Genomic DNA, 14,488 nt, shown 5'->3' with positions numbered 1-14,488 from the left:
GACATGAGATGGCCCGTATTGAAATCGCCACACTGGTCCGTCGTTACTATCAGCTTGAACAAGATATCGAAAGTATTACAGGGCACTTAGTTAAGCTAGTAAAAACGTCTGTAGAATACGAATGGCTTTCAACGGTTCCAGGGCTTGGAGATACCACGATTATTGACCTATTAGCTGAAATCGGAAGCTTTTCACACTACGAAGATCCACGCCAACTAATCAAACTCGCGGGATTAACGTTACGTGAAAATTCCTCCGGGCAGCATAAAGGGCATAAAAGCATCTCCAAACGGGGTAGAAGAAAGCTGCGGGCCCTACTTTTTCGAGTGATGATGCCCATGATTCGCCACAATGAAGCCTTTAGAAGGCTACACGAATATTACATTAACCGTCAGGTTAATCCTTTACGCAAGAAGCAATCCATCGTGGTTCTATGCGGTAAGCTATTAAAAGTATTACATGGAATTAGCACTAAGCACAAAGCGTTTGACGCACAGCGAATGATGAGGGATATTCCTAGTCTCGCAGAGGCTGCGTAAGACCCTACATCCCTTTAAATTGACCTAGACAATAGGATGACACGGAGAAGCTGGCACTATTTTTTCCATTCGACCTTGAGTCCCTAAAGGAGCTTCGCTAGCCTCTGCCTTATGACTAGACCGAACGAAGGAATGTAGGCACACTGATGCCCAGAGACATGGGAGGGTACGTCATCATAAGCTACGCAGAGATCCATTGTGCATCGTATAATTCCCTATCACTACTTACCATCTTTAACCAGTAGTGACCGCGTAGCGTACCCATGTGATGGAATAGTTTCACATAATATAAAAATATTGTTAGAAAATCGTGTCGAAAAATATTTTTTTGACACCCCACCAACGGGTCAAACCGTTGATAAATCAACATTTATAGAGGGAGGATAAAAAAAGACATCATTAAATTTATTCAGATGTCTTAGCTAAATCAGCCAGGGTTTGCCTCCTTAATTCTTCTTCCATTTTTTCTTCGGACTTCAACATTACTTTTTGGATCTGACATTGAGGTCCATGGTCTAATCCGCACTCAAACAATGATGACTTGCCCTCAATAGCAAAAATAATATCAAGAAAAGAAATGGATTCCCAGCCTCTTGTCAATGAATATCCACCATTTGCTCCTGACACAGAAGATACCATTCCTTCTTTTACAAGCTTGGTTAGGATTTTAGATAAGTAAGTTGGTGAAACATTCAGCTTTTCTGCTAGTGTCTGTACCCCTATTGGTTTGCTTGATTTTGACAAGGCTAAATTTAATATTGTATGAAGAGCGTAATTAGTTGCTTTTGAGTACTTCAATGTATTCAACCCTTCCTATCTATTAAAGACTATAAGACTCTCTAATATCTATTAGAATTGTGTAAAAACGATTGTCAAGATACCTGCTTTATTCAACCTGCCACGTTCGTATTATAAGGTCAGCCAGATATTTCTGGGTGACCATTTTTTATACAGTTTTATCATTACGGTAGCCGGGGTAGAAGGTACCTGTCCATAGGAGGAGGATCCCGTTAGCCGCCATATCCACCTTACCTGGCAGACACCTCCTCAGGTAAGCGAAAAGACCGGCCATTGCGGGCCGGTCTTTTTGTTGTTCATTTAATTTTGTGATTTTACAAAGTCAATAAATGCTTCGACTTTACTGTCCAAGAAATTAAGCGTTCCTTCGTCAACTAATTGGCCTGATTGTTCATCAAACTTCTGATGGGCAAAACCGATTAGTACTTCATTTCCGCCCGGAGGAAGGATTCTTGCTTGAATGCCAGGGGCATCCAGAATTTCACGCAAATGCATTTGGGCACGGACGGTTCCGAGCATTCCCATAGTCGCACCGAGAGCCATGACTGGTTTGCCAATGAAAACCTTATCCACCCTCGAAGCCCAGTCCAAGGCGTTTTTCAAAACACCAGGAATCGACCAGTTGTATTCCGGAGTAATAATGACAACTCCGTCAGCATTTGAAACTGCCTCTTTGAATTCTTTTACAGACTGCGGCGGATTGTTTTCTTCATCTTGATCAAAATGAGGCAAGGAACGGATGTCGGCAATTTCCAAGTTCATTTTTTCTTTGTATCTTTTCTGCATTGTTTTAGCCAGCTGCATGTTATAAGACTCTTTCCTTAGACTTCCTACGAGTACAACAATATTCATCCTTTATTTCCTCCTGATGTATTGGTAATAATTTTTGAAATTAAATTATGTAACACTTCGGATTGTTCATCTGTTATTCCATTCAATACGGTTTTATGGGTATCCCTAAGAATAGGGATAACCACACTTTCAAGGCGTTTGCCTTCTTCGGTTAAATGATTAAAGATTCAACGTCATCATGCATTCGTTATATGACTTCCCCATTCGCCCTTCGGTTGCAACCAGCTGACGCTTCTATCCACAATTAAATCGCCCAGTGTTCCTTCGTAATTCTTGCGGTATGGTTTAATAAATTCTTCCGCAAGCCAGCTATCTCTCGTGCCTTGCCATGTTTCATAAATGATCAAGTCATCCGGCTGATCCAGATCGTCCGATACAATGGCGCTAATGAATGCCTTCTCGGATGACATCTCCTCAATAAGGGAAGATAGCTCCTTGCGGAATTCTTCTTTCTTCCCTGGTTTAGCCTTAAAACGAATATTGAGTTGAACTTGTTGATTGGTCATATTGACTCCTCCTATAAATTTTATATTTTGCGGGGATTCCGTTACACCATTCCCCATTAACCTTTTTTGTAATCTCTGCGCAGTGAAATTATACCTGTGCTAGCCCGCCATCTACGAACAATTCAACACCCGTCAAGTAACTGCTTTCGTCTGAAGCAAGGAAAGATACAGCGTTTGCTACTTCTTCAGGTGTCCCAATTTTTCCAGCTGGAACAGTATTTCTGCTATTTTCCAGTACCTCTTCAAGTGCATCACCAAAAAGCTCATCGTATGCAGGTGTAAGAATACCTCCTGGACTAACCACATTTACACGGATTTCAGTACCTTTTAGGTCAAGAATCCAGTGGCGAACTAGTGCTCTTAATGCTGCTTTAGATGCTCCATATACACTAAACGCTGGGTTGCCAATTGATCCAGCAGTAGAGCCCGTTACAATAATAGAACCTACTTTGTCCGGGAATAGTGATAACGCTTTTTGAACAGTAAAGATGGTTCCTTTAACGTTAATATCGAACGTTCTATCAACCTGCTCTTCAGTAATTTCACCTAATGGAAGGAAGTTGCCGATGCCTGCATTAGCAAAAAGAATGTCCAACTTACCTTTTTCCTGCTTTATAATGTCATATAGTTTGTCTAAGTCTTCAAGCTTAGAAATATCACCTTGAACACCGGTTACGTTCTTGCCAATTTGGTTAACAGCTTTATCAAGTTCGTTTTGTCTGCGTCCCGTGATATAAACATATGCACCTTCGTTTACAAATTTTTGTGCTGTAGCAAGACCAATCCCACTTGTTCCACCCGTTACAAGCGCTATTTTACCTTCAAATTTACCCATACTTAACACTCCTTTAGTATTAATTTTATTTTAAGTCTAATACCTTTAAAAACTTGAAGAACAACTTACAAGATATAGTATCCTTCAGTAAGCACATTATTGGAAGTACCCACTTTTTTGTGATATAGTAACCAAAAAGTAATAAATGTGGAATGGAGAGCTTTAGACATGAAAAAATTTAGCTGTGGGTTTGAAGTGACAAAGGAAGTTATTGGCGGAAAATGGAAAGGACTTGTATTATACTTTTTAATGAATGGACCAAAGAGAACGAGTGAATTAAAGCGCATTATCCCAAATATAACTCAGAAAATGCTGATTCAAACACTTAGAGAGCTTGAAGACAGTGGACTTGTGAGCAGAAAGATGTATAATCAAGTACCACCGAAGGTTGTATATTCATCCACTGAACTTGGAGAATCTCTTAAACCTATCTTGCAGGAGCTCTGTCAATGGGGAAGCCATTATGCGGAGCAAGAGTATGCAGAAGGTGAATTTGAAATCGCACAACCAGAAGAGGCTTCTTAATGAGGAAACCAACTTATAACACCTTATATGTAAGGTATTTTATTGTTGTACTAAGATTTGGCCAAATCCTTTAATGTAGAATCTAATAATATTGGTTCCGATTCAAATATTGATAGAAGGTCAATTTAATCTGGGAATATTGGCATTTTCGCATCACCTTTTAACTACTATTTAACATCGTCTTATTGAACAAAACTGCCAGTTAGCTCAATAAAAAAAGGATCGCCGCAGCAACCCCGCTGTTCAACTAAAGCTGGTTTAGTTTAAGTGTCATTCTTCACATTCACAATTATCTATCTGGTAATCTTTTGTTTCGTAAAACAGTTATAAATCCATTCATAATATTGTGGCTAACAACAAAACCTTTACGTTTATAAAATTCTAATTCTAATGCATCATTACCATTTGAAACAAAAATAAAATAATCCTCTATATCATCAAATTGGTTCAACCATTTCATTGAAATATCAAAGAGCACTGAACCAATTCCATATCGTCTATATTCTTCTTTTATATAAAACTGAGATAAACACCCTACATTGTTTCTATTCACTGAAGAAAGGTCAAAAGAAGTTGCAAAATCATTTGAGTAAACTTCTTTAGGAGAGATATTTGAAAAAACATAACCAACTATTTTGTCACCATCTCTTACAACCACGATTTGATTATCTATTGCACTTTTTATAGAAGGAAGCATCCTTGTCTCAAAATTCATATTATCAAACATTTCAGGTGTAATTTTTGCCTTTGATTTTTGAAAAACCATAAGTTCATTACACAACTCTTTACAAGAGTAAGCTTTTTCAATTGGTATAATTTCATATTTTATATTTGTTTCTGGCAATTAACTGATGAATGTTTTGGCAGTATGTTTATAAATCCTTCTGAATTATAACTTAGGGATAAACCTGTATACACACTAATATTTATTCATATTTGAAGCGATGCTTACTGTGCTAACGGGGAGTTGAAGAGTAGTGTTTAACTTGAGTTCAACGATCGGGTTAGATTGTGGAAGAAATGCATTACTTTTAAATTTAAGGATGCAGAAGAAGCTTAATGTAATAAATGGGGTTTGTGTTCGATTAACATATTTTTACTAAAACTAAAAGGCGCTCCCTTTAATTGTTGGAGCGCCTTTTAGTTTTTTTTTAGATATCAAAGTTATTTGTGTCAGGCCAAACCTGATGTTCTTGATTAAGCTGATCAATTTGTGCCATGTCTTCTTTTGATAGATAAATCAGCTACAGCGAAGTTTTCTAAAATATAATGTTCCTTCGTGGTTTTTGTATTATTACCACTTCGTATGCAAATCCCATCTTAGCATAACTTGTGTGTGGAATTATTATATTTTATTTACAATTTTCAGCAAATTTGGTTATCCAATAGATGTCCTTGCATAACTATCTGCCTTTTGGTCTCTTTTTTCAAGGATCCTGCTCCATCCAGTCAAAAGAACAGCTCCTAAAACCATTAGTGAACCGATCCAAGTGGTATGAATCAGTCCCACTGAATCAGTAATAACTCCCCCTAGATAAGATCCAAACGCAATACCGATGTTAAAAGCAGCAATATTCACTGCAGAAGCTACATCAACCGCGGCAGGCACAAACCGCTCTGCTAACATGACCACGTATACTTGTAATCCGGGGACATTCATAAAAGCAAGAAGACCCATTAAGAACACAGTAATCAGACCCGCAATTTTAAATGGAGCTGTATACATGAACACAAATAAAACAACCGCTTGAATAATGAACATAAAAAATAGTGCACGAATAGGGTTTTGATTCGATAACTTTCCACCTAACATGTTTCCAATGGCAATGGCTATTCCATATAAAAGCAGAATCGCAGCCACTGTCCCTTCTTTAAAGCCTGTTATATTTTGAAGGATAGGTGATAAATAGGTAAAGACGACAAATGTTCCTCCATAACCTAAAGCCGTTATAATAAATAAAAGAAGTAAACGCCCATTTTTCACTAGCTTAACCTGATCACGGATAGAGGTTTTGGTCCTCAGACGTAAATCGGAAGGAACGAGGATGCTGTTTGCAATTAGGGCAATAATTCCTACTGCCACAATGAGAATGAACGCCATTCTCCAACCGAAATGCTGTCCGATAAATGTTCCAAATGGCACTCCTGTAACAGTTGCTACTGTCAGACCAGAAAACATGATGGAAATCGCACTTGCCCTGCGGTTTTCAGGTACTAAATCGGCGGCAATTGTTGAACCTATAGACATAAAGATACCATGAGAAAAAGCTGAAATGATACGAGCAGCAAGCAATACACCGATACTTGCAGCACTTGCTGCCACGCTATTACCGATTATAAAAATAATCATAATCCAAAGTAATAAAGTTTTACGGGCCATACTGGAAGTAATTGAAGTTAAGACAGGTGCGCCAAATGTTACCCCTAATGCGTAAAGAGAAACAGTTAGACCTGCTGTTGTAATTGGTATTTTTAAATCCCCAGCGATTAGAGGTAATAACCCTACACTGATAAATTCTGTAGTACCTATAGCAAATGCACATACTGCTAGAGCCAGCAGTGCGTAAGTGTTTCGTTTTTTATTGATTGACATTTTATCCCTCCTGAATAGTGTTTTAGGTTGAATAGATTTGAATGAAGGCAACTTAAAATAATAATCTATAGGCTATTTCCACCGGCAAATGTTATTATGATCTATATAGCTTTAATTGAGAAGAACGCACTTAAAAGTGATATAGGGACTTTTTAGTGTGGTAGGTACTTTTTAGTGCCTATCGAATTAGGAGGTATTTATGGATGAAGAAAAAAAAATACAATATATCAGTTGAGGCTACTTTGGAAGTGATCGGAGGAAAATGGAAAGGCGTGATACTTTGCCATCTGACACACGGAAAGAAACGAACAAGTGAATTGAAGCGTCTTATGCCGAATATAACTCAAAAGATGCTAACTCAACAATTACGTGAATTAGAGGAAGATGGAATCATTAATAGGATTGTTTATAATCAAATTCCTCCAAAAGTGGAGTATGAACTCAGTGAGTATGGATGGAGTCTAAAGGATATTTTGGATTCGCTATGTGCTTGGGGAGAAAAACATATTACAAAAGTATATGGCGATAAATTTTCGGTGCTAGAGGAGAATGTGTTAAATGAACATTTGAAGTAACCTTCTAAAAACCTTATTTTAATTCTTTACACTAACTGGATAATAGGTAAATGTAACTACTTGAGATTTTCGAAGTCATTATAAGGTAAGAAGATAATCAAAAGAGATCTTTAACAATTGGGCGCTTTTCTTGAATAAGAAGGCGTCTATTTGTAAGTAATGGATTCTGGAACAACAGTTCATTGGGATTGGAGTTATATTAAGGTATGAAAAAGATTGTGAATGATTACACTTAAACAAACGGGTGCTTTTGTTCAATATCCTAAATTAATAAAAAGCTGAAAATATGCAGGTTTTTATTCATCCATTGCATATTTGCTTTTTCACATTCAAAAAACATACTGCCAAAAACAGCATTTTTTAATTGCCAAATACATTTTATATTTATTCTTTAATTTCACACCTTTTGATATCATACTAATAATTATAATCATTCCTTGGTAATCTAACAATTCTGCTTCGTTAGTTTTATAACTTCAACAAAAAAGTGCATTAATCCTTCTTGAATTAATGCACCCGATAGCTTAAGTGCTATTGTTCACAATCTCTTTTACACTTAATATAGGGTTAACTCTTGAATATAAATTTTTTTAGCAACAACCCTAATGTAATACCAAAAATCATGGTGCTGCAAATATGAGAATAATAATCATTGATGGGTCTAATATCGATATATTTACCTTCTATTATTGTTGTGAATAATAGTTCACATACTAACCAGGCAAATAAACTGCCCACGGTCGTTTTTATAACTAAATGGCATGAACCAAACTTTTCAAATATAAAGTAAAGTAAGACTGCAAAAACACTACTAATTAAAAAATCCACGATTAATCCTATGGTAAATACGGGTCTGTTAAATGTAATAATAAGACTTGATAATTCATAAATACCAAACTTTCCGAAGCCAAAGTGTACAAATATCCTCGAAGCAATCTCTCCTGGTATTGTTGAAAGTACACCTAATATACCTATTCTTAACATCCTATCTTGGATCATATCAACATTCCTTAGTATTTAAATTATATCTAATTTTATACGTAATAAAGGACGACACTTTTATATTTGAAATACGGCACCAGTCTACTTAATGAACTTATACTACCCACTTCTTATTAAACTATTCTCCCCCGTTATTTAAATATAAAAGCTGCCGTGAGCAGTTCTGTTTATTTCATTATCTCTTGTTTATCGAGATCCCTTAACGCCCATGTTAAAATATCATTTGCGTAAAGTCCTACATCGTCTGGTGAAATTTCAACAAATTCACCATCAATAAATGCAGCCCAATGGATGTTTTCTGCAGGTTTTTCAACCAATCCATTGATTCCTGTTATCATACCGTTTGTTTCCGTCACATCAAAGTTGTTCTTGGTTATTTCGTATATATTGTCTCCCTCTTCAAATGTTATATTTTTCTTTACTATAACTTTATTGTTTTGATCCATAATCTGAACAATGCCAGTTACTTCAACTGCATATGCAGGATTTACAAGCAATAAAGCAAACAAAAAAGGGAGTGCAAAAGCAAATTTGTACATAATATATCCTCCTCGTTTTTTATCTATTTTTTCCTAATGTCATCTAATTATGTTAATAAAAACACCCAACAAGTTGTTAGATGTAATTTCAAATATATATAGAATTTACTAAACAAATTTGTTTACCGGTTATATTGCAGTTAAAAATTACTTCTACGATTCTTCCGGGGCATTTTATTTTTAAGAAAAGCCTTATTAAACTAAACTGCATCGTTCAAGTGAAAATCTTCACCATTTCTTCCTTCTTACCAATTTTTCTTTAAAAATGATGTTAAACAATCTGGCCCTATACAAAAAGACATGCATTTGTATAAATGGACGTCGATTTCAAAAAAAGAGCATTTTAAGCAACTTTCAAAAATATTTGCTTTAAAAATCGTGTCTCAACTTTCCACTTAGCTGCGCATATATTTTTGTGGTCTCACTCTTCTCATGACTAAGTAAGCTGCTCTGGATTACTTCAGGAGGTGCTCCGTTATTAATCATGTGAGTTGCATAACTATGTCGTAATGGGTGTGGATGAATACTTTTTTTATTCCTGCATGGCAAAATATACGCTTAATGATGTATCTAATAAGGTCGATACTCATACATCTTTTGGGTCTTCTTTCTGTGATAAACAAACACGAATCCTCATCGTCCCGTTCTTCTAAATATCTTTTCAACCACAAGGAGCAGCGAGTATTGAAATAGACTTCTCTTTCTTTATCGCCTTTTCCACGTACAATAACGGAATTCGTAGAGAAGTTAATATCATCATGATTAAAATAAAACTTTCATATAAAAATACTAAAATTATTTTCGAAATTCCCAGATTATATTTTTGCATTTTTCCAGGAAAAATACATGTTGACAATGTAATCCTACAAGTGTAGTCTGTGAATAAGATTACACTTGTAGGATGGTGAAGTAAGATGAAGAAAGTGGATTGCAAAATATCTGATGCAGAGTGGATTGTCATGAAGGTGTTATGGGAAGAAGCTCCATTAACGGCTGCGAAGATAATAGAGGCAGTAAGTTCTAATAAGACATGGAGTCCGAAAACCATTCATTCATTAATAAACAGACTGGTAAAAAAAGGAGCTTTAGGTGTGAATAAGGAGATGCCTCATTATGAGTTTTATCCTTTAGTAGATAAAAAAGACTGTATACAGGAAGAAACAAGGACGTTTATCCAAAAGGTATACGATGGCTCTATTCACCTTATGCTAGCCAATTTTATAAAAGATGAGAAGATTTCTGAAAAGGAAATAGAAGAACTTCAAAGATTGCTTGATGAAAAAGTTAACGAGTAAAAGGCAGGTATTGATGCATGGTTTTATCCGCAGTATTTAAAGAAGTCTTATTACTGTCACTAATGGGAAGTATTTTAGCATTAGGGATTCTTGCCATTAAGGCTATTTTTAGACAAAGGCTTAGCGCAAGGCTTCATTATTATATCTGGTTTCTGCTTGTACTTAGGCTAATACTGCCAATGGGCGTTCAAAGTCATATAAGCTTGATGAATTTTATTCCACATGAGCAGAAGAAACTTGATACATATTTTATAACAGAGCAATATGTTCCTAACATACTATCGAACAGTAATATTAAAACCGGAAATATACCGTCAAAAGAAGAAAGTATGCCAGTCACTGATCCAGGTATTAAAGGGGCTATTTTTAATTATGATACTGCAGCGGTTCTGTGGATAATCGGTGTTTCAGCAGCTTTACTGTATATTCTATTCGTCAATATCTTGATGATAGCTAAATTAAAAAAGGGGTCAATCTGTGAAAGAGGAGATTTAATCGAACTTCTTGAAGCAGAAAAATCAAGGCTTAAAGTAAATTCGAAAGTGAAAATTATTTACAATAATTACTCGAAGTCACCAGCAGTTTACGGGATATTACGTCCAAAAATTTTAATGCCAGAGGAGCTTATAGACAAATTAACCCTGGAAGAGTTTAGGTTTGTGTTCAGCCATGAGTTAACTCATATAAAGAACAAGGATTTAGCGGTAAACACCCTGCTTATGTTTGTTAAAGCTATACATTGGTTCAATCCCTTAATCTGGTATTCACTTAATCAGATAAAACAAGACTGTGAGATGGCTTGTGATGCGGCTGTCCTCAATACTTTAAAGTCAGAGGAATTCAAAAAATACGGTCAAACTATGATCAATATGCTTAGATTATTCTCAGAAAAAAGGGGAATTACTGGGACATTAGGGTATGCTAGTAAATACAATAAAAGGAGAATTATTATGATTACTCGATTTAAAAAAAGTTCTGCACTATGTGCAGTTTTAGCTGTAATTTTTACGATTATGGTAGGCTGCTCTAGCACCATTAAACCAAGCAGTTCAGGGGTTACCCCAACTAACAACAGCGGTACAAATAGTTCTACTTCGTCAGTGGATAAAACATCTCAAGATGAAGTATCTCAAGATGAAACATTTCAAGATAAAGCATCTCATGATGAAACATCACAAAGCAATGCAACACAAGACAATACCAGCCAAGCGTCACAAAGCAATGCCACACAAGATAATACCAGCCAAGCTTCACCAAGCAATGCTTCACAAGATAATACCAGCATAGCACCACAAAGCAATGCAACACAAGTTAATACCAGCAAAGCGTCAGCAACAAATAACAATTCCCCTGCTTCATCCTCTAATGAGGGTATTCAGAGAAAGCTTCTTTCTAGTATCATGCAATTGGCAAAACAGGGGAAAATCATTAATTCGGAGTTTCCTGTTAAAACGACTGTTATAGAAGACGTAGAGAAAAAGCTAGGAGATCCGGATAAGGTTGATTGGGTACCTAGTGCTAAAGGGAATTATGCTGTATTTTCGAAACACAATGTGGTATTTGGTTTCAATAAAGGGGAGCGGATTTTTGAGGCGAGATCCTTTGATAAGAAATTAAATGAATTATCACTTTCTATGGTGAAGAAAGTATATGGAACTCCGGCATATGATGTAAAAAGTAATGGTGAGGAAATTATAGGGTATGTTGCAAGTTCCGAATACAAGATTTTGTTAGTATTTCCTCAGCCTTCGAATAGCCATCAGAACCCGGTAATGGACCACTACTCCGTACTTTACCCTAAGGGTACGTTTAATAATATGTCAAACGATCCGGGAAGACAATGGTGATAAAATATGAAACAAAAAAGTATCGACTATTGCAAACGAGTTCCATTATAAGGTGCAAACTTTATAATTAACGACTAAATAGAGGATGAAATCTTTGTTTCATCCTTTTGTATGATAAAGACTAGGTTAGAAAGGGGAATTGAAGATGAAAAGACAAAGGAATTCTCGGTATAGACTACTTATTTTTACAATTCTACTTTTAATGCTGGCCTTAATCATTGGAGCTTATTATGCAATCAAAGCAAATGATAGCGAACAGACGCCAGCTAAAGAAAGCCCAATTATAACTAATCCTTCCGATAAAAAAATAGTGGATTCGAACAAGGATCAGACCTCAAGTCTTGATAAATTGGTAAAGGAAACCTTTTCTTTGTCTAAAGAAAGTAAGGTTCCGAACATTCCCTTCGTTTCCGGCAAAACAGAATGGAAGGAAGTAAATCAAGAGTGGGGAAAATCAGACCATATTTCAGAAACTGCTAAAGGCAGGTATGAGGAATATGAAAGTCATCACGCTACAATCGGCTATGCCGATCAGACTGTAAATGATATCCGATTGTATGATTCGGAACTACAAAATATCTCGTTAAATGAAATTGAGAAAACTGGTGGACAACCCGATGCCATTCGATACTATAAAGATTCAACTGTTGACCAAATGATACTAGTCTATCATGCAACGACTTCTACTGATTTATTATGGGTTTTACCGGTAAAAACAGAGCAGGAGCCAAATCCTAAAGTTGACCATATCTCACTCTTTACACAGATTGAAAAGGCACCAAATCAACAAGCACAAGTTGAAAAAGAGCCGAATCAACAAACACAAGTTAAAAAACCTAATCAACAAGGAAATCAAACCATTTCAGAAATAATTTCTAAAATGAGCTTAGAAGATAAAATTGGCCAGATGATTCTTGCTGGGGTTTCCGGGACTACAATGGATGCAAACGCAAAACAATTAATAGGCCAATTCCATGTCGGGGGAATTATTTTTTACAAATATAATTTTGAAACCCCTGCACAAGTGAATCACCTTGTGAATCAACTGAAAGCTGGAAATAGTTCGAGTTTACCGCTTTTACTAGGTGTTGACCAAGAGGGTGGACGTGTGACAAGATTGCCAGGCGGACTTGTTAACTTTCCACCAAATAAACAGATTGGACAGCTTAATAACCCCGATTTTTCTTATAAAGTCGGAACACTTTTAGGCCGCGAATTAAAAGAATATGGTTTAAATCTCGATTTTGCACCTGTTCTTGATATTAACAGCAATCCAAATAACCCAGTAATCGGGGATCGATCATTTGGGAACAATGCGGAAATAGTAAGTAAACTTGGGGTTCAAACGATGAAAGGGATACAGTCTCAGAACGTTATCACAACAATTAAGCATTTTCCTGGTCACGGAGATACATCGGTTGATTCCCATCTGGACCTTCCAATTGTAAATAAAAGCCTTAAGGAGCTTAAAGAACTAGAGTTAATACCGTTTGAACGTGCGATTAATCAAGGTGCAGATGTTGTGATGGTCGCCCATATCTTATTGCCTCAATTAGATAAAACGAATCCATCGTCCATGTCAAAAGCTGTCATGACGGATCTTCTTAGAAAACAACTTGGTTTTACAGGAGTAATCATAACGGACGATATGACAATGGGAGCCATAACAGAACATTATGATATTGGTAAAGCATCGGTAGAATCAGTTAAGTCAGGAAGCGATATTATTTTAGTAGGGCATGACTATAATAATGTTGTAAAGATTATCTCCTCTTTAAAAACTGCTGTTCAAAATGGGGAAATCTCCGAACAAAGATTAAATGAAAGTATAAAAAGAATTATTCAACTAAAAAAGAAATATAACATTAAAGATACGAGTGTAGAAAATGCTAACATAAATGAATTAAATCACTCCATCAATAGTCTTCTGGAGTCTATAAAATAGTTAGTGGGTTAATAGGATTACTTCTTTCACAATCGGAACCTTATCTATAGTAGTGTCGATAAAAAATTGATAGAATGCTCCCGTTATCATTGTGTACATGTATTGCCAAGATAAGTGGTTAAGGACTTGACGTGGAGCCTCTATGGTTACGATTTATCTTGAAAGGCTGAAGCAGCTGTTTCACCGGCATCCAAGATTATCATACCAGCCACCATGTAAAGTCCTATCTTTGTATACGATGAAAACTATATACCATTACAGTAGATCATGTTTCCGCAAAGATAGAAAACCACCATTTTTATTATCATAAAATACGTTGAATACTGTGGAAAAAAATACTGTAGATAATGGCTCAATAAAAAAAGACACGCATTTTTAGATAAGTAGTTCCGATAACGTGGAGAAAATCCAAAATCACAGGTTAAATAACATAAGAATCTGCAATCAAATAACAATTTAAATAGCACACAAAAAGACTTGAGGGAATTTTTCGAACCTCAAGCTTTTTTCACTTTAGAGGAATATTGCTTATTGAATTAAATCCCTCCTTAGCAATCCATGAAGCATATCTTCACCCATAGAAAATGAAAGTCTGAATTCGTTTCTTTCATGGTAGTTGGAGAACATAATATTTAAA

The 14,488-nt window shown here is 36.1% G+C and carries 13 protein-coding genes and 1 pseudogene; 6 read left to right on the top strand and 8 right to left on the bottom strand.

Annotation, left to right across the window (positions count from 1 at the left end; all coding sequences use genetic code 11):
* On the top strand, window positions 1-539 hold a 539-nt coding region (locus M3183_RS04450; protein ID WP_251466886.1), incomplete at its 5' end, for a transposase.
* A gap of 405 nt (window positions 540-944) precedes the next feature.
* On the opposite strand, the gene M3183_RS04445 is transcribed toward M3183_RS04450, so the two are convergent.
* The 4 genes from M3183_RS04445 to M3183_RS04430 all read right to left on the bottom strand — a co-directional run bounded on the left by M3183_RS04445 (window position 945) and on the right by M3183_RS04430 (window position 3,530).
* Window positions 945-1,337: an Rrf2 family transcriptional regulator gene (locus M3183_RS04445; RefSeq protein WP_251466883.1), complete on the bottom strand. Its 393-nt coding sequence runs from the start codon at window positions 1,335-1,337 to the stop codon at window positions 945-947.
* Between the two features lie 300 nt (window positions 1,338-1,637).
* Entirely contained in the window at window positions 1,638-2,189 is a 552-nt protein-coding gene (locus M3183_RS04440) for an NADPH-dependent FMN reductase (RefSeq protein WP_251466880.1), read from the bottom strand.
* Between the two features lie 176 nt (window positions 2,190-2,365).
* Window positions 2,366-2,695, bottom strand: coding sequence for a putative quinol monooxygenase (locus M3183_RS04435; protein WP_007085797.1), 330 nt, complete (start codon window positions 2,693-2,695; stop codon window positions 2,366-2,368).
* Window positions 2,696-2,783: 88 nt separating this feature from the next.
* Window positions 2,784-3,530, bottom strand: a complete 747-nt coding sequence (locus tag M3183_RS04430; protein ID WP_251466877.1) for an SDR family NAD(P)-dependent oxidoreductase — start codon at window positions 3,528-3,530, stop codon at window positions 2,784-2,786.
* A gap of 168 nt (window positions 3,531-3,698) precedes the next feature.
* Here M3183_RS04430 and M3183_RS04425 point away from each other — a divergent pair, with 168 nt between their 5' ends.
* On the top strand, window positions 3,699-4,055 hold the full coding sequence (locus M3183_RS04425; RefSeq protein WP_251466874.1) for a winged helix-turn-helix transcriptional regulator: 357 nt from the start codon (window positions 3,699-3,701) through the stop codon (window positions 4,053-4,055).
* A gap of 289 nt (window positions 4,056-4,344) precedes the next feature.
* Here the strand turns inward: M3183_RS04425 and M3183_RS04420 are convergent, their stop codons facing one another.
* Window positions 4,345-4,899, bottom strand: coding sequence for a GNAT family N-acetyltransferase (locus M3183_RS04420; protein WP_251466872.1), 555 nt, complete (start codon window positions 4,897-4,899; stop codon window positions 4,345-4,347).
* Window positions 4,900-5,433: 534 nt separating this feature from the next.
* Window positions 5,434-6,648, bottom strand: coding sequence for an MFS transporter (locus M3183_RS04415; protein WP_251466869.1), 1,215 nt, complete (start codon window positions 6,646-6,648; stop codon window positions 5,434-5,436).
* A 203-nt stretch (window positions 6,649-6,851) separates the two neighbouring features.
* Between M3183_RS04415 and M3183_RS04410 the strand changes: the two genes are divergently transcribed.
* Window positions 6,852-7,223, top strand: coding sequence for a winged helix-turn-helix transcriptional regulator (locus tag M3183_RS04410; RefSeq protein WP_251466866.1), 372 nt, complete (start codon window positions 6,852-6,854; stop codon window positions 7,221-7,223).
* 1,169 nt (window positions 7,224-8,392) lie between these two features.
* Here M3183_RS04410 and M3183_RS04405 read toward each other — a convergent pair.
* Window positions 8,393-8,764 carry a DUF4430 domain-containing protein gene (locus M3183_RS04405; protein WP_251466864.1) on the bottom strand — a complete coding sequence of 124 codons (372 nt, stop codon included), beginning with the start codon at window positions 8,762-8,764 and terminating at the stop codon, window positions 8,393-8,395.
* Window positions 8,765-9,133: 369 nt separating this feature from the next.
* Window positions 9,134-9,528: pseudogene (locus M3183_RS04400) on the bottom strand (tyrosine-type recombinase/integrase); the annotation flags it as partial.
* Between the two features lie 150 nt (window positions 9,529-9,678).
* On the opposite strand from M3183_RS04400, the gene M3183_RS04395 reads away from it, so the two are divergent.
* The 3 genes from M3183_RS04395 (at window position 9,679) to nagZ (ending at window position 13,851) form a co-directional block, all read left to right on the top strand.
* Window positions 9,679-10,059, top strand: coding sequence for a BlaI/MecI/CopY family transcriptional regulator (locus tag M3183_RS04395; RefSeq protein WP_251466862.1), 381 nt, complete (start codon window positions 9,679-9,681; stop codon window positions 10,057-10,059).
* 17 nt (window positions 10,060-10,076) lie between these two features.
* Window positions 10,077-11,906 carry a M56 family metallopeptidase gene (locus M3183_RS04390; protein WP_251466859.1) on the top strand — a complete coding sequence of 610 codons (1,830 nt, stop codon included), beginning with the start codon at window positions 10,077-10,079 and terminating at the stop codon, window positions 11,904-11,906.
* Between the two features lie 145 nt (window positions 11,907-12,051).
* The gene (nagZ, locus tag M3183_RS04385; protein ID WP_251466857.1) at window positions 12,052-13,851 is read left to right on the top strand and encodes a beta-N-acetylhexosaminidase; all 1,800 of its coding nucleotides are present in this window, start codon (window positions 12,052-12,054) and stop codon (window positions 13,849-13,851) included.
* The last annotated feature ends 637 nt before the right edge of the window (window positions 13,852-14,488 follow it).

It is taken from the genome of Neobacillus mesonae (assembly GCF_023715155.1).
Taxonomy (GTDB): Bacteria; Bacillota; Bacilli; order Bacillales; family Cytobacillaceae; genus Neobacillus; species Neobacillus mesonae_A.
The sequence above is the reverse complement of the archived record's forward strand: the minus strand, read 5'-3'. Positions and strand labels throughout refer to the sequence as shown.

Excerpts from the sequence above, each read along its gene's own strand:
- M3183_RS04440 (WP_251466880.1), bottom strand. The coding sequence starts at position 2,189 with ATGAATATTGTTGTACTCGTAGGAAGTCTAAGGAAAGAGTCTTATAAC.
- M3183_RS04435 (WP_007085797.1), bottom strand. The coding sequence starts at position 2,695 with ATGACCAATCAACAAGTTCAACTCAATATTCGTTTTAAGGCTAAACCA.
- M3183_RS04430 (WP_251466877.1), bottom strand. The coding sequence starts at position 3,530 with ATGGGTAAATTTGAAGGTAAAATAGCGCTTGTAACGGGTGGAACAAGT.
- M3183_RS04425 (WP_251466874.1), top strand. The coding sequence starts at position 3,699 with ATGAAAAAATTTAGCTGTGGGTTTGAAGTGACAAAGGAAGTTATTGGC.
- M3183_RS04415 (WP_251466869.1), bottom strand. The coding sequence starts at position 6,648 with ATGTCAATCAATAAAAAACGAAACACTTACGCACTGCTGGCTCTAGCA.
- M3183_RS04410 (WP_251466866.1), top strand. The coding sequence starts at position 6,852 with ATGAAGAAAAAAAAATACAATATATCAGTTGAGGCTACTTTGGAAGTG.
- M3183_RS04405 (WP_251466864.1), bottom strand. The coding sequence starts at position 8,764 with ATGTACAAATTTGCTTTTGCACTCCCTTTTTTGTTTGCTTTATTGCTT.
- M3183_RS04395 (WP_251466862.1), top strand. The coding sequence starts at position 9,679 with ATGAAGAAAGTGGATTGCAAAATATCTGATGCAGAGTGGATTGTCATG.
- M3183_RS04390 (WP_251466859.1), top strand. The coding sequence starts at position 10,077 with ATGGTTTTATCCGCAGTATTTAAAGAAGTCTTATTACTGTCACTAATG.
- nagZ (WP_251466857.1), top strand. The coding sequence starts at position 12,052 with ATGAAAAGACAAAGGAATTCTCGGTATAGACTACTTATTTTTACAATT.